This is a genomic window from Curvibacter fontanus, from assembly GCF_054780335.1.
Window position 1 is genome coordinate 95,374 of record NZ_BAAGWN010000012.1, and the last position, 18,022, is coordinate 113,395.

At 66.1% G+C, this 18,022-nt stretch carries 21 protein-coding genes; 12 read left to right on the forward strand and 9 right to left on the reverse strand.

The window, feature by feature from the left end; genetic code table 11:
• Positions 1-18 precede the first annotated feature (18 nt).
• The 3 genes from ACYVH8_RS08225 to ACYVH8_RS08235 all read left to right on the forward strand — a co-directional run bounded on the left by ACYVH8_RS08225 (position 19) and on the right by ACYVH8_RS08235 (position 2,148).
• On the forward strand, positions 19-387 hold the full coding sequence (locus tag ACYVH8_RS08225) for a DMT family protein (protein WP_460488363.1): 369 nt from the start codon (positions 19-21) through the stop codon (positions 385-387).
• Positions 388-467: 80 nt separating this feature from the next.
• Positions 468-1,115 (forward strand): DUF47 domain-containing protein, encoded by a 648-nt coding sequence (locus ACYVH8_RS08230; RefSeq protein WP_460488364.1) that lies wholly within the window; start codon positions 468-470, stop codon positions 1,113-1,115.
• 19 nt (positions 1,116-1,134) lie between these two features.
• Positions 1,135-2,148, forward strand: a complete 1,014-nt coding sequence (locus ACYVH8_RS08235) for an inorganic phosphate transporter (protein ID WP_460488365.1) — start codon at positions 1,135-1,137, stop codon at positions 2,146-2,148.
• Between the two features lie 130 nt (positions 2,149-2,278).
• Here the strand turns inward: ACYVH8_RS08235 and ACYVH8_RS08240 are convergent, their stop codons facing one another.
• On the reverse strand, positions 2,279-2,725 hold the full coding sequence (locus ACYVH8_RS08240; RefSeq protein WP_460488593.1) for a hypothetical protein: 447 nt from the start codon (positions 2,723-2,725) through the stop codon (positions 2,279-2,281).
• Between the two features lie 197 nt (positions 2,726-2,922).
• Here ACYVH8_RS08240 and rpsP point away from each other — a divergent pair, with 197 nt between their 5' ends.
• From rpsP to ACYVH8_RS08270, 6 genes are all read left to right on the forward strand, one after another.
• The gene (gene rpsP, locus ACYVH8_RS08245; RefSeq protein WP_460488366.1) at positions 2,923-3,177 is read left to right on the forward strand and encodes a 30S ribosomal protein S16; all 255 of its coding nucleotides are present in this window, start codon (positions 2,923-2,925) and stop codon (positions 3,175-3,177) included.
• 92 nt (positions 3,178-3,269) lie between these two features.
• The gene (gene rimM, locus ACYVH8_RS08250) at positions 3,270-3,833 is read left to right on the forward strand and encodes a ribosome maturation factor RimM (RefSeq protein ID WP_460488367.1); all 564 of its coding nucleotides are present in this window, start codon (positions 3,270-3,272) and stop codon (positions 3,831-3,833) included.
• A 186-nt stretch (positions 3,834-4,019) separates the two neighbouring features.
• Positions 4,020-4,781 (forward strand): tRNA (guanosine(37)-N1)-methyltransferase TrmD, encoded by a 762-nt coding sequence (trmD, locus tag ACYVH8_RS08255; protein WP_460488368.1) that lies wholly within the window; start codon positions 4,020-4,022, stop codon positions 4,779-4,781.
• 120 nt (positions 4,782-4,901) lie between these two features.
• Positions 4,902-5,276, forward strand: coding sequence for a 50S ribosomal protein L19 (gene rplS / locus ACYVH8_RS08260; RefSeq protein ID WP_460488369.1), 375 nt, complete (start codon positions 4,902-4,904; stop codon positions 5,274-5,276).
• A gap of 68 nt (positions 5,277-5,344) precedes the next feature.
• Positions 5,345-6,046, forward strand: a complete 702-nt coding sequence (locus ACYVH8_RS08265; protein ID WP_460488370.1) for a CoA pyrophosphatase — start codon at positions 5,345-5,347, stop codon at positions 6,044-6,046.
• Between the two features lie 48 nt (positions 6,047-6,094).
• Entirely contained in the window at positions 6,095-7,066 is a 972-nt protein-coding gene (locus ACYVH8_RS08270; protein WP_460488371.1) for a CobD/CbiB family protein, read from the forward strand.
• Between the two features lie 2 nt (positions 7,067-7,068).
• Here ACYVH8_RS08270 and rsgA read toward each other — a convergent pair whose 3' ends face one another.
• Genes rsgA through ACYVH8_RS08285 form a run of 3 tightly spaced genes read right to left on the reverse strand, consistent with a single transcriptional unit; the run spans position 7,069 to position 9,628 of the window.
• Complete coding sequence (gene rsgA / locus ACYVH8_RS08275; RefSeq protein ID WP_460488372.1) at positions 7,069-8,028, reverse strand: ribosome small subunit-dependent GTPase A; 960 nt, start codon at positions 8,026-8,028, stop codon at positions 7,069-7,071.
• Positions 7,989-8,315 (reverse strand): 4a-hydroxytetrahydrobiopterin dehydratase, encoded by a 327-nt coding sequence (locus ACYVH8_RS08280; RefSeq protein ID WP_460488373.1) that lies wholly within the window; start codon positions 8,313-8,315, stop codon positions 7,989-7,991. The genes rsgA and ACYVH8_RS08280 overlap by 40 nt, the downstream gene beginning before the upstream one ends.
• Positions 8,312-9,628: a M48 family metallopeptidase gene (locus ACYVH8_RS08285; protein ID WP_460488374.1), complete on the reverse strand. Its 1,317-nt coding sequence runs from the start codon at positions 9,626-9,628 to the stop codon at positions 8,312-8,314. The genes ACYVH8_RS08280 and ACYVH8_RS08285 overlap by 4 nt, the downstream gene beginning before the upstream one ends.
• Positions 9,629-9,665: 37 nt before the next feature.
• Between ACYVH8_RS08285 and orn the strand changes: the two genes are divergently transcribed.
• Together orn and ACYVH8_RS08295 are read left to right on the forward strand one after the other, a co-directional pair.
• Positions 9,666-10,235: an oligoribonuclease gene (orn, locus tag ACYVH8_RS08290; RefSeq protein ID WP_460488375.1), complete on the forward strand. Its 570-nt coding sequence runs from the start codon at positions 9,666-9,668 to the stop codon at positions 10,233-10,235.
• A 253-nt stretch (positions 10,236-10,488) separates the two neighbouring features.
• Positions 10,489-12,330, forward strand: coding sequence for a DEAD/DEAH box helicase (locus ACYVH8_RS08295; RefSeq protein WP_460488376.1), 1,842 nt, complete (start codon positions 10,489-10,491; stop codon positions 12,328-12,330).
• Positions 12,331-12,387: 57 nt separating this feature from the next.
• Here the strand turns inward: ACYVH8_RS08295 and ACYVH8_RS08300 are convergent, their stop codons facing one another.
• Positions 12,388-12,846, reverse strand: coding sequence for a hypothetical protein (locus ACYVH8_RS08300; RefSeq protein WP_460488377.1), 459 nt, complete (start codon positions 12,844-12,846; stop codon positions 12,388-12,390).
• 71 nt (positions 12,847-12,917) lie between these two features.
• On the opposite strand from ACYVH8_RS08300, the gene ACYVH8_RS08305 reads away from it, so the two are divergent.
• A complete protein-coding gene (locus tag ACYVH8_RS08305; protein ID WP_460488378.1) occupies positions 12,918-13,064 on the forward strand; it encodes a hypothetical protein in 147 nt (48 codons plus the stop codon).
• Positions 13,065-13,119: 55 nt separating this feature from the next.
• Here the strand turns inward: ACYVH8_RS08305 and ACYVH8_RS08310 are convergent, their stop codons facing one another.
• The 4 genes from ACYVH8_RS08310 to ACYVH8_RS08325 form a co-directional block, all read right to left on the reverse strand.
• Positions 13,120-14,370 (reverse strand): M20/M25/M40 family metallo-hydrolase, encoded by a 1,251-nt coding sequence (locus ACYVH8_RS08310; protein WP_460488379.1) that lies wholly within the window; start codon positions 14,368-14,370, stop codon positions 13,120-13,122.
• A 185-nt stretch (positions 14,371-14,555) separates the two neighbouring features.
• Entirely contained in the window at positions 14,556-16,325 is a 1,770-nt protein-coding gene (gene uraD / locus ACYVH8_RS08315) for a 2-oxo-4-hydroxy-4-carboxy-5-ureidoimidazoline decarboxylase (protein ID WP_460488380.1), read from the reverse strand.
• An 11-nt stretch (positions 16,326-16,336) separates the two neighbouring features.
• Positions 16,337-17,287, reverse strand: coding sequence for an allantoinase PuuE (puuE, locus tag ACYVH8_RS08320; protein WP_460488381.1), 951 nt, complete (start codon positions 17,285-17,287; stop codon positions 16,337-16,339).
• Positions 17,284-17,949 (reverse strand): GntR family transcriptional regulator, encoded by a 666-nt coding sequence (locus tag ACYVH8_RS08325; RefSeq protein WP_460488382.1) that lies wholly within the window; start codon positions 17,947-17,949, stop codon positions 17,284-17,286. The genes puuE and ACYVH8_RS08325 overlap by 4 nt, the downstream gene beginning before the upstream one ends.
• Positions 17,950-18,022 lie beyond the last annotated feature (73 nt).

Consider the following 18,022-nt stretch of genomic DNA (forward strand, 5'->3'; position numbering starts at 1 on the left):
CGGCTGGATAATGCCGGCATGAATCTTCTCGCTGCCCAGCCTTACACGACGCAGACGGTCCTGCTGCTGCTGGCCAGCAATGTCTTCATGACCCTGGCCTGGTACGGGCATCTCAAGAACATGGCCACGGCGCCCTGGTATGCCGCGGCGCTGGTGAGCTGGGGTATCGCCCTGTTCGAGTACCTGCTGCAGGTGCCGGCCAACCGCATCGGCTTCCAGCAGGCGGGGTTCACGGTCGGCCAGCTCAAGATCGTGCAGGAGGTCATCACGCTCAGCGTTTTCGTGCCCTTTGCCGTGATGTACCTCAAGGAGCCCCTCAAGCTCGATTACCTGTGGGCGGCACTGTGCATGGTCGGGGCCGTGTATTTCATTTTCCGTTCGGCCTGAGACGCCAGCGGACCGGTGGAGCCCCGGGTAAACTCCAAGCCAAGCCGGTCCAGCGACCGAACCAGAAACAGGAGTGCCCCATGCTGTTTGGAAAACTGATGCCGCGCGACGGCAATTTCTTCGAGATGTTCAACCAGCATGCGGACCGCATCGTGGAAGCGGCGCATGCCTTTTCCCAGCTGGTGGCCCACTACGGCGATCACAATCTGCGCGAGCAGTACACCCGTGAGGTGGACAACGCCGAGCGCGCCGCCGACCGCATCACCCACGAGGTCAACAAGGCCCTGCACAAGACCTTCATCACGCCGATCGACCGCGAACAGATCCATACGCTGATCAACACCATGGACGACGTGGCCGACCTGCTGCAGGACGCCACCGAGACCATGGCCCTGTACGACGTACGCCACATGACCGAGGAGATCGTGCGCCTCACCGAGCTCAGCGTGAAGTGCTGCGAACGCGTGAAGGACGCGGTTTCCCTGCTGGGCAATATCGGCGAGGCCAAGACGGCCGAAGCGGCGCTCAAGACCTGCGAGGAGATCGACCGCCTGGAGTCCGACGCCGACCGCGTGATGCGCACCGCCATGAGCAAGCTGTTCCGCGAGGAGCCCGACGTGCGCGAGGTCATCAAGCTCAAGGCCATTTATGAGCTGCTGGAGACCGTGACCGACAAGTGCGAGGACGTGGCCAACGCGATCGAGGGCATCGTCCTCGAGAACGCCTGAAGCGGGGACTGTCCCTTCCATGGAAAACATTCCGCAAGCCGCCCTCGGGGTGATCATCCTGCTGGTGTTCCTGGCGCTGGCCTTCGACTTCATGAACGGTTTTCATGATGCGGCCAATTCCATCGCCACCGTCGTGTCCACCGGCGTGCTCAAGCCCGGTCAGGCCGTGCTGTTCGCCGCCTTCTTCAACGTCGTGGCCATCTTCATCTTCCACCTCAGCGTGGCGGCCACGGTGGGCAAGGGCATCGTGCAGCCGGGCGTGGTCGACACGCACGTGGTGTTCGGCGCCCTGATCGGCGCCATCAGCTGGAACCTGATCACCTGGTACTACGGCATCCCCAGCAGTTCCTCGCACGCCCTGATCGGCGGCATCGTGGGCGCCGTGATCGGCAAGGCCGGCACCGAGGCCTTGCTGTCTTCCGGCATCCTCAAGACCGTGGTGTTCATTTTTGTTTCTCCGGCTCTCGGTTTCCTGCTGGGCTCGCTGATGATGTTGCTGGTGGCCTGGCTGTTCCGCCGCACCACACCGTCTCGTGTGGACGGTTGGTTCCGCCGCCTGCAGTTGGTCTCGGCGGGGGCCTACAGCCTGGGGCATGGCGGCAACGATGCGCAAAAGACCATCGGTATCATCTGGATGCTGCTGATCGCCACCGGCTACGTGACTTCGACCGACGCCTCGCCGCCGTCCTGGGTGGTGGTGAGTTGTTACCTGGCCATCGGCCTGGGCACCATGTTCGGCGGCTGGCGCATCGTCAAGACCATGGGCCAGAAGATCACCAAGCTCAAGCCGGTCGGCGGTTTCTGCGCCGAGACGGGCGGCGCCATGACCCTGTTCCTGGCGACGGCCCTGGGCATCCCGGTGTCCACCACCCATACCATCACGGGGGCCATCGTGGGCGTGGGTTCGGCACAGCGTGCCAGTGCGGTGCGCTGGGGTATCGCCGGCAACATTGTCTGGGCCTGGATCTTCACCATCCCGGCCACCGCTTTCGTGGCCATCGTGGCCTACTGGGTCAGCCTGGGCCTCTTCTGAGAACCTGCGAATAAATCTCTACTGCGCGCCGTCCGCCTTGCGCTCGGACCGCTCGCTGCGATTTCTTTCACAAGTTCAGAGTCCCGCTGTCATTTGGTAAAAGAAAAGGGCCTGTCGGCCCTTTTCTTTTTTACTGGCTGATCTTGCGGGCTTCCTCGATCTGGTATTCGAAATAGCGCTGGAAGCTGAAGGCGATGCTGGACATCAGCACCGTGGTGCCCACCAGCAGGGCGCAGGCGACGGCGCCTATGGTCAGCCAGCCGGTGCCGCCAGCCGGTGCATCGGCCGGGGCCTGCGGGTTGTGGCGGGCGTTCCACTTCTCCGGTGTCATCAGGCCGTAGACGATGGCGTTGAGCGCACAGCCGGCCATGGTGAAACCCAGCAGGGGGATCAGCACCCAGCTCCAGGAATCGTCCAGCCCGTACGCCAGCGCACGTTCGATGCCGTACAGGCCCAGGGCGGTGGGGATGGGCAAGAGCCAGCCGATCGGGTCATAAAAACCGTGCAGATAGAAGCGGTGCAGGCCCAGGGGGCCGGCCAGAAAGGCCAGCCAGGCGGCCATGGTCTTGTTTTTCAGCATGGGCTTATTGTGCCGGCAATGGGGGGTGTTTGAGCGGCGGTGCTCCAGGTCATGGCGCGGGCAGGCCGGCACAGGCTATAATCGCAGGCTCTTCGGTGTGTCGCTGGCCGGGTGGCCAGTCGCGTGTCTCAAACATCGGAAGAATCGCGGCGTGCAGCTTTTGCGGCATGCTTCACCCACCCAAAGGACAAATCATGGTCGTGATTCGACTTTCCCGTGGCGGCGCCAAGGCCCGTCCGTTTTTCAACATCGTCGTGACCGACAAGCGTAACCGTCGTGACGGCAGCTTCATCGAGCGCATCGGTTTCTACAACCCGATCGCCACCGCCAGCGAGGAAAGCATCCGCATTGCCCAGGATCGTCTGACCTACTGGCTGGGCGTCGGTGCCCAGGCTTCCCCTACCGTGGAGCGCCTGATCAAGCAGTCGGCTGCCAAGAAGGCCGCCTGATCTGACCCCCACGCTTGACGCTTCGCGTGCTGCGCTGCCCCCGAGGGGGCCCAGTCACCTTGGGGCGGCCAGGCGGTGACTGAACCTGTCCCATGACGCTTGCGCTTGAAGCCGCTGAATTGCCAGCGGACGCCATCGAAGTCGGGCGCATCCTGGATGCCTGGGGCATCAAGGGCTGGTTCAAGGTTCAGTCCTACAGCGCCTCTGCGGAGGCGCTGTTTTCTTCCAAGCGCTGGTTCCTGCTGCCGTCTGAAAGAGGCGCCAAAACCTTTACCGGCCCGGTGCAGCTGTCCATCAAGGAAGCGAAGGAACATTCGGATTCGGTCGTCGCCATGGCGCACGACGTGCCCGACCGCGATACCGCCGAGGCCCTGCGCGGCGCCCGCATCTTCGTGGCCCGCTCCAGCTTTCCCACGCCCGACTCGGACGAGTACTACTGGGTCGACCTGATCGGTCTGGACGTGGTCAACCGCGAAAACCTGCATCTGGGGACGGTGCAGGAGTTGCTGTCCACGGGGCCGCAGACCGTGCTGGTGATCGCGTACGAGCAGGATGGCAAGCCGGCCGAGCGCATGATTCCTTTTGTGTCCGCCTATGTCGACGGGGTGGACCTGCCGGCGCGCCGCATCCGCGTCGACTGGCAGCCTGATTATTAAATGGCCCCCACGCTTGTCACTGCGAGTGCTGCGCTGGTCGTGTCGCCGCGAGACGTGGCGCCTCTTCCTCCCGTCCCAACCTGCGCAGGCAGGCTGGGAGCCGCGGTCGTCAGCCCCTCGGGGGCCGTCGTCGCCTTGGGGCGGCCCGGCGGCGACTGAGCCTTTGCGTTGTCGGAAGATCAGCCCATGCGCTTCGACGTCCTGACCCTGTTCCCCGAACTGTTTGCGCCGCTGCTGACCAGCGGCATCACGCGCCGCGCCTATGAGTCCGGCCAGGTCGAGGTGCACCTGCACAATCCGCGCGACCACGCCGAAGGCAATTACCGCCGGGTCGACGACAGGCCGTTTGGCGGTGGTCCCGGCATGCTCATGATGGCCGAGCCGCTCACGCGGTGTCTGCAGCAGGCCCAGGCCCAGCGGGCCGCGCGCGCGCCGGTTGTGCTGTTTTCCCCTCTGGGCCGGCCTCTGGACCATGCCCAGGTGGAATGCTGGGCAAGCGGCGAGGGGGCGGTGCTGGTCTGCGGTCGCTACGAGGGCATAGACCAGCGTTTCATCGACACCCACGTGGACGAGCAGATCAGTCTGGGGGATTTCGTGCTCTCGGGTGGTGAGATCGCTGCCATGGCCCTGCTGGACGCCGTGGCCCGCCTGCAGCCCGGCGTGCTGGGCGACGCCGACAGCCATGCTCTGGACAGCTTCAACCCGGCCCTGGACGGCCTGCTGGATTGCCCGCACTACACCCGGCCCGAGTCCTGGGCCGGGCAGGACGTGCCCGAGGTGCTGCTGTCCGGCCACCATGGGCAGATCGAGCGCTGGCGCCGTGAGCAGCGCCTGGCCCTGACGGCCAGGCTGCGCCCTGAGCTGATCGCCCAGGCCCGCGCCGCCGGCCGCCTGAGCCGGCAGGACGAGGCCTTCCTGGCCGCCGCCCTGCCCAAGCCCCTGGCCTGAAGCGGGCGCTTCCTGCTATAATTGCAGGCTGCCCGATCCTCTGGCCGGCTGGCAGACCATGGTGGTCTGACTTTGGTTCCCCGTGAACCGTATGCGCGGACAAGATCCTTAGAGGTAAACATGAACCTGATCCAGACCCTCGAGCAAGAGGAAATCGCCCGCCTGGGCAAGAAAATCCCCGAATTCGCCCCCGGTGACACCGTCATCGTGAACGTGAACGTGGTCGAAGGCACCCGCAAGCGCGTGCAGGCCTACGAAGGCGTGGTGATCGCCAAGCGCAACCGTGGCCTCAACAGCGGCTTCACCGTGCGCAAGATCTCCAGCGGCGAAGGCGTGGAACGTACTTTCCAGACCTACAGCCCGCTGATCGCCAGCATCGAAGTCAAGCGCCGCGGTGATGTGCGTCGTGCCAAGCTGTACTACCTGCGCGACCGCAGCGGCAAGTCGGCCCGTATCAAGGAAAAGCTGGTCAGCAAGACTGCCGCCGCAGAATAAGCCCCGGCCCGCTGCCCGAACAAGCCGCCCTCGCTTCTGCCCGGGCGGCTTTTTTATGGTCCCGAACGATGTCTTCCGCCGATCACATCACCCCCCTGTCCAAGCTGCCCAACTTCGATCCGCGCACCGTGCCGGTGATCGGGGTGGACACTCACCTGCCTTGGGTGCCCGCTGAGCGCCTGCAGGCCCAGGCCTTGCGCCAGCGTTTCGAGGCCCCGCCGGCTTGGGAGCCCGAGGTGAGGGCCGAGCCGCGTTTCACGCAGCGCAAGCCGGTGCAGGCCGCCGTGCTCCTGCCCCTGGTGGCCCGGGCCGAGCCCACGCTCTTGCTGACCCAGCGCACCAGCCACCTGGCCCATCACTCCGGCCAGATCGCCTTTCCTGGCGGCAAGGTGGACGCCACCGATGCCAATGCCATCGCCGCCGCCTTGCGTGAGGCCGAGGAGGAGGTGGGCCTCACGCGCGATTACGTGCAGGTGCTGGGCACCTTGCCCGTGTACACCACGGGCACGGCTTTCGTCATCACTCCGGTCGTGGCCTGGGTGCGGCCCGGCTTCACGCTGAGGCCCAATGAGGGCGAGGTGGCCGATGTGTTCGAAGTGCCGCTGTCCTTCCTGCTCGACCCGGCCAACCACCGGCGCCACGCCTTCGAGTTCGAGGGTTTGCGTCGCGAATGGTTCTCCATGCCCTGGCAGGACGCCGACACCGAGCGCTACATCTGGGGCGCCACGGCCGGCATGCTGCGCAATTTTTACCGATTCATGGCGGCCTGAGCGAGCGCCGCAAGCAGCGCGTCAGGCAGCCGTCGCTATGATCGAGCCATGAGTTTTTTCTCCATCCTGCTGGCTCTGCTGATCGAACAGGCGCGTCCGCTGGCGCGCGGCAACGCAGTGCATGCGGGCATGCGCAGCTGGTTGCGCTGGGTGGTGCGCAAGCTCGACGCAGGCAAACGCTCGCACGGCTGGCTGGCCTGGAGTATTGCCGTGCTCCTGCCCAGCGGGATTGCCTTGCTGGTCTATTGGCTGTTGTACACCTTCGTGGGCTGGCCGCTGGCCATGCTCTGGAACGTGGCTGTGCTCTACGTCACCCTGGGCTTTCGCCAGTTTAGCCACCACTTCACTGCCATCCGCGACGCGCTTGTGGTCGGCGATGAGCAGGAGGCGCGCCGCCTGCTGGCCGAATGGCGGCAGATCGATGCCAGCGAACTGCCGCCGCGCGAGATCATCCGCCACGTCCTCGAATTTTCCGTGCTGGCGGCGCATCGCCACGTCTTCGGCGTGCTGAGCTGGTTCATCGTGCTGGCCGTTCTGGGTCTGGGCCCGGCCGGCGCCGTGCTCTATCGCCTGGCCGAGTTCGTCACGCGCTACTGGCCCCACGTTTCACGGCGCCAGACGCCTTCGGTCAGCGAGGCCGCCTGCGCCGCCGCGGCACGTGCCTGGCAGTGGGTGGATTGGCTGCCCGCACGCATCACGGCGCTGGGTTTTGCCGTGGTCGGCAGTTTCGAGGACGCCGTCGACAACTGGCGTCGTTACGAATCCCTGCCCGAGAGCGCAGGCGTGGGCGGCAACGATGGCCTGATCGTGGCCGCCACGGCCGGCGCCATCAATGTGCGCCTGGGCACCACGGCCATGGCCCAGCAAGAGACCCTGGCCCAGTCCGACATGCCGGCCGCCTCGGCCCGGTTTGAGCCGCAGCTGGCCCATCTGCGCAGCATCGTGGGGCTGGTCTGGCGTTCGGTCGTGCTGTGGATGCTGCTGCTGGCGTTGCTCACCCTCGCGCGCCTGATCGGCTGATCCTAATAACGGGGCGCCTGAGACAGTTCGGCGTGCAGCTCGCCATAAATCCGGTAGCGTGAGGGGCTGATGCCCGGACCTCCCGCCTGCTTGTCCACCACCGCGATCACGCCGCAGCCCGGCTCGTGCAGGTGGCTGCAGTTGTAGAAACGACACTCTCCTGCGTGCGTGCGCAGATCCGGCATCAGGCCGGCCAGCTGTGCCGCTTCGATGTGCTGCAGACCGAATTCCTGGAAACCCGGTGAATCGATCAGCGCCGTGCTGCGCGCGCCGTCCACCCAGTACCAGCGGGTGCTGGTGGTGGTGTGCTTGCCGGAGTTCAGCGCGGTCGAGATCTCGCCGGTCTGCGCCTGCGCGCCCGGCACCAGGCGATTGATCAGCGTGCTTTTGCCCGCACCCGAGGGGCCCAGCACCAGAGTGGAGCGCCCCTGCAGCTGCGTCCGCAAGGCCGACAGCCCGCTGTCGCCCTGCGCCTTCAAGCCCAGCGGCAAGACGGTGTAGCCCATGCGCCGGTACGGCTCCAACCGGTCCCAGGCGCGCGCAAAAAGCTCGGCCAGATCGCTCTTGTTGAGCACGATCAGCGGCGTGATGCGCTCGGCCTCGGCGGCGATCAGGGCGCGCGCCAGCTGACTCTCGGAAAACTCGGGTTCGGCGGCGATCAGGATCAGCACCTGGTCCAGGTTGGCGGCAAAACTCTTGGTGCGGAGTTCGTCCTGACGATAAAAGAGATTGCGCCGCTCCTCCACCTTCTCGATGCTGCCTTCGTCGGTGCTGGCCAGCCAGAGCACGCGGTCCCCCACCACGGCCTGGTTCTTCTTGCCACGCGGGTGGCAGATCAACTGCCGGCCCTCGGGGGTCTCCACCACCACATGACGGCCATGGCTGGCGATCACCAGGCCACGGTCCAGCTCGGGGGGGCTGCTCAAGTGTGGCCCCGCAGCGCGTCGACCTGGGCTGCGCAATCAAAGTCGATGCGCGTGATGCCACCGGCATCGTGCGTGCGCCAGCTGACCGTGCAGTGCCTGTAATTCAGCAGCAGGTCCGGATGGTGGTCACGCTGCTGTGCGATCCAGGCCACGGCATTGGCGAAGGCCATGACCTCGTGGAAGTTGCCGAATTCGTAGCGCCGGCTGATGGCGAGTTCGGGGCCATCGCCCTGCAGGGTCCAGCCGGGGTGCTGCGCCAGTTGGGTCACGATTTCCGTCGGCCCCAGGGCCCGGCGTGACGGTGCCTGCGGCGCGCTGCTCATGCCGTGCCCAGTCGCGCCAGGCGTTGGCTGGCTGGTGGGTGGGAATAGTAGAAGGCCACGTAGAGCGGGTCGGGTGTCAGGGTCGAGGCATTGTCCTCGTAGAGCTTGAGCAGGGCGCTGGCCAGTTCCCGGCCATTGGTCTGCGCCGCGGCGTAGGCGTCGGCCTCGAACTCGTGCTTGCGCGAGGACAGGGCCATGAGGGGCGCGATGAAGAAACTGAACACCGGGGAAACCAGCACGAAGAGCAGCAGGGCCAGGGCGTCGTTGGGGACGGCGTCGGCTGAGCTCAGTGTGGGCACCAGCAGCTGCAGGCTGGGCGTGACGCCCAGGCCCGTGTAGAACCAGGCCTGTGTGGCCAGCCAGCCCAGCAGGGCGAAGCCGGCCAGGCTCAGGGCAAAGAGGCTCACGATGCGCTTGAGGATGTGCTTGTGCTTGAAGTGGCCGAGCTCGTGCGCCAGCACGGCGTCCACCTCGCCCGGGCTGAGCTTGGACAGCAGGGTGTCGAAGAAGACCACGCGCTTGGCGGCGCCGAAACCCGTGAAGTAGGCGTTGGCGTGGGCGCTGCGGCGGCTGCCGTCCATCACGAACAGGCCCTTGGCGGAAAAACCGCAGCGCTGCATCAGCGCGGTCACACGGGTCTTCAGGGTCTCGTCTTCCAGCGGCTGGAACTTGTTGAACAGCGGGGCGATGAAGGTCGGGTAGATCAGCAGCAGCAGCAGGTTGAAACCCATCCAGACGCCCCAGGCCCAGAGCCACCAAAGGCTGCCGGTGGAGCCCATGAGCCAGAGGATGAGGGCGGCGATGGGCAGGCCGATCAGAGCGCCCAGGACAGTGGATTTCACGAGGTCGCCCAGCCAGAGCCCGAGTGTCATCTTGTTGAAACCGAAGCGCTGCTCGATCACGAAGGTCTGGTACAGCGTGATCGGCAGTTCGATCAGGCTGCCGATCAGCACGAAGCCGGTGATCAGCGCCAGCTGCTGCAGCATGCCGCCGCCCAGCCAGGCCAGCAGGGCCTGGTTCAGCGCATCCAGGCCGCCCAGCAGCGTCCAACCCAGCAGCAGGGCGGCACCCACGGCCGTTTCCAGCAGGCCGAAACGTACCTTGGTCACCGTGTAGTCGGCGGCCTTCTGATGCGCAGCCAGCGGCATGGTGCCGGCAAAGGCGGGCGGCACATCAGCACGGTGGCTGGCCACATGGCGTACCTGGCGTGCGGCCAGCCAGAATTTCAGGGTCAGGCCCAGCAGCAGGGCGGCGGCGAAGACCAGGGTCAGCGTCAGGCTGGGGTTGAAGGAGGTAGCGGTAGCGGCGTTCATGGAGGGCGAGTTTAGGCCATCGGCGACAATCCGCGGCATGAGCGACAACGTTACCCCACTGAAGAAATCCGATCTCAACCTGGTCTGGCTCGATTGCGAGATGACCGGCCTGGACCCCGAGAAAGAACGGATCATCGAAATCGCGGTCATCGTGACCGGCCCCAACCTGGAGCCGCGCATCGAAGGTCCGGTGCTGGTGATCCACCAGGACGACGACATCCTGGGCAAGATGGACGCCTGGAACAAGGGCACGCACGGCCGCAGCGGCCTGATCGACAAGGTCAAGGCATCCACCGTTACCGAAGCCGAAGCCGAAGCCCAGCTGATCGCCTTCCTGGCCAAGTACGTGCCCAAGGGCGTCTCGCCCATGTGCGGCAACAGCATCGGTCAGGACCGGCGTTTCCTGGTCAGGTACATGCCCAAACTGGAAGCTTTCTTCCACTACCGCAATGTCGACGTCAGCACCTTCAAGGAGCTGGCCAAGCGCTGGAAACCCCAGGTCTACAACGCCTTCAAGAAAGCCCAGAAACACACGGCCCTGGCCGATGTGCACGAGTCCATCGACGAACTGCTGCACTACCGGGAACACTTCCTCAAGCTGGGCTGAAACGGGTCGGCAGCAAACGATTAGGTGAAAACCCTGATCTGTGCCATAATTCGCATTGCGCTGCAAAACGCGGCGCTTTTCGCGCATCTCCCCTCACACACCGGACTCCGGTTCCGATCTTCACGATCGTCAATCTGAATGAGTCCCCGGTGCCGGCCACTACCGGTGCAGGTTTTGTTTGATGGTTGATGTCTTTTAACCATCAGCGAAACACCCGCAGTCCCTGCGGTGTTCGCGTGTGAGAAAAAACTAAATGACCGACGCTTTTGAAGTGACGGGCGAATTTGCGCCTGTCGAATCCATTCTTTCCACCGACACCGCCGTGGCGGTCGAGGCCGAAGTGAGCCAGGCTCCCAACGGTTTTGTGCAGCTGGGCCTGGCGCCCGAGCTGGTGCAGGCCGTGGCCGACCTGGGCTACACCCAGCCCACCACCGTGCAGGAACGCGCCATTCCCCTGGCCATGCCCTCGGGCGCTGCCGGCGAAGCCCAGCGCTACATCGACCTCATGGTCTCCAGCCAGACCGGCAGCGGCAAGACCGCGGCCTTCCTGCTGCCCGTGCTGCACACCCTGCTCCGGCAGCAGGCCCAGGCTGCTGAAAACGAGCGTGCCGCCTACGAGCGCGCTGCTGCCGAGGCCGCCGCCAAGGGCGAACCGGCTCCGAAGCGCCCCAAGCGCCAGGACCCGACCAACCCGCGCCATTTCAAGGCCGCCGCACCCGGCGCCCTGATCCTGTGCCCGACGCGCGAACTCGCCCAGCAGGTGGCGCACGACGCCATCGAGCTGGTCAAGCATTGCCGCGGCCTGCGCATTGCCAATGTGGTGGGCGGCATGCCCTACCAGCTCCAAATCGCCAAGCTGCAGAACGCCAACCTCGTGGTGGCCACCCCCGGCCGCCTGCTGGACCTGCAACGCTCCATGCAGATCAAGCTGGACCAGGTGCAGTTCCTGGTGGTGGACGAGGCCGACCGCATGCTCGACCTGGGCTTCTCCGATGACCTCGCCGAAGTCAACCAGCTGACCGCCCAGCGCCGCCAGACCATGATGTTCAGCGCGACCTTCGCGCCGCGCATCCAGCAGCTGGCCATGCGCGTGATGCACGACAACGGTTCGGGCGTGAAGAAGGTGCAGATCGACTCCCCGCAGGAAAAGCACGTCAACATCAAGCAGACCCTGTTCTGGGCCGACAACGCCCAGCACAAGCGCCAGCTGCTGGACCACTGGCTGCGCGATGCCTCGATCGACCAGGCCATCGTGTTCGCCAGCACCCAGGTGGAGTGTGACGGCCTGGCCAACGACCTGCAACAAGATGGCTTCTCCGCCGTCGCGCTGCACGGCGCCCTGAGCCAGGGCCTGCGCAACCGCCGCCTGATGGCGCTGCGCCAGGGCCAGGTGCAGATCCTGGTGGCCACCGACGTCGCCGCGCGCGGCATCGACGTGCCCACCATCACCCACGTCTTCAACTTCGGCCTGCCGATGAAGGCCGAGGACTACACGCACCGCATCGGCCGCACCGGCCGCGCCGGACGTGATGGCCTGGCCATCACCTTCGCCGAGTTCCGTGACCGTCGCAAGATCTTCGACATCGAGGCCTACAGCAAGCAGCCCATCAAGGCGGAAGTCATTCCCGGCATGGAGCCCAAGCAGCGCATGCCCGAGTCGCGTCCCGGCTCCAACTTCGGTGGCCGCAACAGCCGTGGCGGCAACGACAGCTTCTCGCGCGACCGCAAGTTCGGCGGCGCAGGGGCCCCCCGTGGCGGCTTCGGCGGCGGCAACAGCCGTGGCGGTGATTTTGGCGGTGCGCCCCGTGCCGGTTTCGGCGACCGCGATGCACGCGGCCCCTACCAGGCCCGTGATGGCGGTTATCAGAATCGGGGCCACGAGGGCGCGCCCGAAGGCCGCAGCTACGAGCGCAAGGGCGGTTTCAACGACCGCTTCGCGGGCGACGGCCGCCGTGAAGGCGCCGCGCCGCGCGGCGATTTCGCGGCACGCAAGCCGGCCTTTGGCAAGCCTTCGTTCGCCAAGCCCGGCACCGGTACCGGCAAGGTCTTCGTGCCGCGTGACGCTGCCAAGCGTTCCCCGCGTCCGGTCCGCTGATTTTCAGTCGACCTGAATCCAACCCGCCCGCAGCGATGCCGGCGGGTTTTTTCCTGCCTACTCGAGGCGCAGGCTCTTGTCGCTGACCACCAGGCGCTTGCCTGCGGGTGGCGTGAGCCAGGCACGGGCCGGACCCGGTTCCAGGCCGTAGGCGAAGCTGACGGGGCCGCCCGCAGCGCCACCGTAGCCGCTGGCTTCGCCCAGGGCGGTGAAGGGCAGCTGGGCCTGCATGCCATCGGTGCAGCGCAGGTTGACGGTGCCGCTGCTGGTGGCGGTGTAGCGCATCGTGCCCATGCAGCTGAGGGCAGGGCCGGCGGCGGTCTGCATTTCCAGGGTGCCGCTGCGGTCGGTGTAGAGCAGGGCCTGGCCTGTCAGCAGCTTGTCGCCCACCACAGCCCAGGCCGGCGAGGGCGTGGCCAGCACACGCATGGTCGCGTCGTTCACAGCGGCGCAACCGCCCAGCAGCAAAGCCCCTGCGAGCAGGAGGACCGGATGGGCGTGTGCATGGCATTTCATGATGGGCCCATCATAGAATACCGGCCAGCGGGCACAAGACCCGGCTCGATTTCCAAAAGTAAAGACGTCGTATGGACAATGAAACCACCATGCCCGGTCTGCTGACCTTGCCAGCAGACTTGGACACGCAGGCCCGCAAAGAAGGCGGGCGGCCACTGTACAAGCTGATCTTCGTGCTGGCGGTGCTGGTGCTGGGCGCCTTGTTGTACCTGGTCTGAGCCGCCCGCCCAGCAGACCGGACGCTCCCGGCCTCCGATACGCCGGGGGCTCATTTCAGTTCAGCAAGTCGTGCAGGGTGCGCGCCATCACCCGGGTGGCGCGCTGCAGGTCGGCCAGATCGATATGCTCGTCGGCGCGCTTGGCATTGCTTTCGCGCACGGTGCGCGGCCCTGCGCCGTAGATGACACCCGGAATCCCACGCTCCACGTACAGCCGCACATCGGTGTACAGCGGTGTGCCCACCGCGGGGATGGGTTCGCCAAACACCTCCTGGCCGTGTTTCTGGATGGCCTGCACCAGGGGCTGGTTGCCCGGCAGTGCTTGCATGGCCCGGGCCAGCAGGATGCGACGCACCGCGACCTGCAGGGCCTGGCCGCCGCGTGGCGGCGCGAAGCTGCGCACGGCGTCGGCGATGGTCAGTCTTAGCGCGGCTTCCACTTCGGCCGGGTTTTCCTCGGGGATCATGCGCCGGTCGAGCTTGAAGACCACCTTGCCGGGCACGACGTTGGTGTTGGTGCCGCCCTGGATCAGGCCGACGTTCAGATAGGGGTGCGTGATGCCGCTCACCTTGGAGCGGACCTGCAGATAGTCGGCATTGAGCCGGTAGAGCGCGGCCAGGATATGCGTTGCGCCCTGCAGCGCGTCGATGCCGCTGTCGGGGATGGCCGCGTGCGCCATATCCCCTTGCACGGTCACCTCCAGTTGCAGGCAGCCGTTGTGGGCCGTGACCACCTGGTAGCTGAAGCCGGCGGCGACCATGAGGTCGGGTTTCGTCAGGCCATGGCTGAGCAGCCAGCCCGGGCCCAGTTCGCCGCCGAACTCCTCGTCATAGGTGAAGTGCAGTTCGATGCAACCGCGCGTGGGTTGGGCCACGGCTTCCAGCGCGCGCACGGCATGGGTGTAGGTGGCGAAATCGCACTTGCTGACGGCGGTGGCGCGGCCGTACATCTTGCCGTCGACGATCTCGGCGCCATAGGGCGGGTGTGTCCAGCCTTCACCCGGGGGCACAACGTCACCGTGGGCATTGAGGGCGATGGTCGGGCCGCCCGGTCCGTAACGGCGACGCACGATCAGGTTGGTGAGGGTTTCCAGGCCCGCGGCTTTTACTTCGGCTGCGGGCACGGGGTGCGCTTCCACCTCCCAATCCCAGGCGCGCAGCAGTTGCGCCGTGAGTTCGGCGTGCGGGGCGTTGTTGCCTGGGGGGGTGTCCGTGGGTACGCGCACCAGCTGCTGCAGGAAGCTCGTCTCTTCGGCGAAATGGTCGGCCACCCACTGGTCCAGGGCGGCGTACTGTGTTGTGCTCATCTTCAATCTCGGTGGGGGCTGGTTCAGAGGCTGGGAGTTTTTCTGGCGTGCCCGAGCAACGCGCCAGAAGGCGGCCAATCAAGGCGCAAAGCGCAGCCATAGCTCGGGCTATGGCGAGCATTTGCAACGACGAGTGGGCGTCTTCTGGTGTGGTGGGCGGGCATGGAAGAAAGACACTCAGCCTCTTAGGCCAGCTGCTGCAGGAGGTGCTGGAAGGCACGTACGGCGAGCTCCATGTCGTCGCTGGTGCTGGACTCGAGCGGGTTGTGGCTGATACCCAGGTTCTCGCCGCGCACGAAGAGCATGGCCTGGGGCATGACTTCATGCAACTTCATGGCATCGTGGCCGGCCCCGCTGGGCAGCTTGAACACGGGCAAGCCCAGGGCGCTCACGGCCTGTTCCCAACGCGCCTGCCATTCGGGGGCGCTGGGTGCGGCGCTGGCGCGCATGGTTTCTTCCAGCATGTATTGCACGCCGCGGCGTTCACAGATCTGCGCCAGGCCAGCTTGCACATCGGCCAGCAGTGCATCGCGTTGGGCATTGTCTGGCGCGCGCAGGTCCAGGCTGAAGCGGCAGCGGCCGGGGATGACGTTGATCGAACCGCTGGGTACTTCGAGCATGCCCACGGTGCCCACGCTGCCCGTGTGGCGGCGCGCGGCCTGCTCCACGTGCAGGATGAGCTCGGCCACGGCGGCGGCGGCGTCGGCGCGCATGGCCATGGGCGTGGTGCCGGCATGGCTGGCCGTGCCGCGCACCTCGCCCAGCAGGCGCACGCTGCCGTTGATGGAGGTGACCACCCCCAGGGGCAGGTCGTGCTGCGTCAGCACCGGGCCCTGCTCGATGTGCACCTCGACGAAGCCCAGGTACTTGGCCGGGTCGCGTTTCAGGGCGTGGATGGCTTCCAGCGTGGCGGGCAGGCCGGCGGCCTGCATGGCTGCGCGCATGGAGACGCCATCGGCGTCCACCTGGTCCAGCCAGGCGGGATTGAAGTCGCCGCGCAGGGCACCGGAACCGAGGAAGGTGGCCTTGTAGCGCTGGCCTTCCTCTTCGGCGAAGCCCACGATCTCCAAGGCAAAGGGCAGGCGCTGGCCGCGTTGATGCAGCTCGCGCACGCAGGCCAGGGGCACGTAGATACCCAGGCGGCCGTCGTACTTGCCGCCGTTGCGCACGGTGTCGTAGTGGCTGCCCGTGAGCAGCGCGCGCGCGCCGGGCGCATTGCCTTCGTAACGGCCCACCACATTGCCCACGGCGTCGATCGTGACGCTGTCGCAGCCCACCTCGCGCATGGTGCGTGCGATGGCGGCGGCGCAGGCACGGTGGGCCTCGGTGAGATAGGTCACCGTGAGTTCGCCGCGTTCGGCGTAGGCGGGTTCGTTGTGGGCAGCCAGGGCTTCCTGCCAGTCCCAGACCAGATGACCCAGCGTGGGCTCGACGCCGAACTTGTCGTTGAGCCGGATCTCGGCGATGCGGTGGATGTTGCGCAGGCACTCGGCCAGCTCGGCATCGGGGCGGCTGTGCAAGCGGCGCTCGAAGGCCGCGATGATCTGCCGCTTGTCCAGGCCGCTGCCGCGCGGGCCGCGCACGGCCAGGATGAAGGGCCAGCCGAAGCGCGTGTTGTAGTTCGCGTTGAGCCGCTGAATGCGCGCGAACTCCTCGGGCGTGCAGTGCGTCAGGCCGGCCTTGCTCTGCTCCTTGGAGGATTCGGCCGTGAGGGTCTTGGCCACCATGGCCTTGCCCGCGAGTTCGGGGTGGGCGCGCACCAGGGCGATCCGGGCCTCGCGACTGCCCTGTTCGAGCACGCGGGCGCAGGCCAGCTTGAGCGCGGCCAGGCTCGCGAAGGGGCGCTGTTGCATTGCCTGCTCGACGATCCAGGGCGTGTGCTCGTAGAGGCCGTCGAGCATCCGCGCCGCTTCGGGCAGAGGCGCGGTGTTGAGTTTTTCCAGGGTGTAGGCCACAACGGTTCCGCTCAGGCGGCCGGGCAGGGATGGGTGGCGCGCCAGTGGCGCGCGATGTCCAGGCGGCGGGCCACCCAGACCCGTTCATGGCCCTCGATGTAATCGAGGAAGCGCTGCAGCGCCGTGATGCGGCCGGGGCGCCCCAGCAGGCGGCAGTGCATGCCGATGCTCATCATCTTGGGGCGGTCCAGGCCCTGCGGATCGCCTTCGGCATACAGCGCGTCGAAGCTGTCCTTGAGGTAGGCGAAAAACGGGTCCGCGTGGGAAAAGCCCTGGGGCAGGGAGAAACGCATGTCGTTGCAGTCGAGCGTGTAGGGCACGATGAGCTGCTGTGCATCGCTGCCGTCGCTCTTGCGCACCTTCATCCAGAAGGGCAGGTCGTCGCCATAGTAGTCGCTGTCGTATTCGAAGCCGCCGTGGTCGGCGACGAGGCGGCGGGTGTTGGGGCTGTCACGGCCGGTGTACCAGCCCAGGGGGCGCTGGCCCGTGAGCTTGCGGAGGATCTCCATGGCCTCGGCCATGTGGGCGCGCTCGATGGATTCATCGAGGTTCTGGTAGTGGATCCACTTGAGGCCGTGGCAGGCGATCTCGTGGCCCAGCGCCGTGAAGGCCGCGCAGACCTCGGGGCTGCGCTGCAGGGCCGTGGCCACGCCGAAGACCGTGAGCGGCAGGCCGCGCTGCTCGAACTCGCGCAGGATGCGCCAGACACCCTGGCGTGAGCCGTACTCGTAGATGCCTTCCATGCTGATGTGTCGCGCGGGGAAGGCCGCCGGGTTGAACATCTCGGAGAGAAAGGTCTCGGAAGCGGCGTCGCCGTGCAGCACGCTGTTCTCGCCGCCCTCTTCGTAGTTGAGGACGAATTGCACCGCGATGCGCGCGCCGCCGGGCCAGCGCGCATGCGGCGGATTGCGGCCGTAGCCGATCAGGTCGCGCGGGTAGGGGGCCGTGCTGTCGTAGATCATGCGAGGGCCAGGGCAATGTCGTTGGTGGGCGGCTTGCGGTCGAAGGTGAGGTTGGCCATGACGTTGTTGAGATGCTCTTCCATCAGCCGTACCGCCAGGTCCTCGTCCTTGGCGGCCACGGCCTTGACGATCTCCACATGCTCGTCGTTCGAATGCTCGGCCGCGCTCTTGGACTGGTAGACCAGGGTGATCAGCGCGCAGCGCGAGATCAGTTCTTCGAGCAGCTCGGCCAGCACGCGGTTGTTCATGAGTTCGGCCATGCGCACGTGAAAGTCGCCCAGCAGCTCGTTGCGGCCCGGCACGTCGTTGCCGGCCACGGCCTTTTTCTCCTCGGCTACATGGGCGCGCAGGGCCTTGATCTTGGCCGGGGTGGCCTGGCGCACGAAGCTGCGCACCATTTCGAGCTCCAGCATGCGCCGCACCTCTAAGACCTGCTGGGCCTCTTCCACCGAAGGGGTGGCCACGAAGGCGCCGCGCGAGGGTTCGAGCCGGATCAGGCGGTTCTGCGCCAGCTGGAACAGGGCCTGGCGCACCAGGGTGCGCGAGACGCCGAAGTGGTCGCCCAGTTTCTGTTCGGCCAGTTTGGTGCCGGGGTGCAGGCGATGCTCCACGATGGCGCGTGTGAGGGCCTCGACGATGTGGCGTGTGCTGGATGATTCCATCGTGAAATGATATCGTCAATCCGAAAAACTGTATACACTTTCGGTGGACTGCTCCGGTTTTTCAAAAGGACGA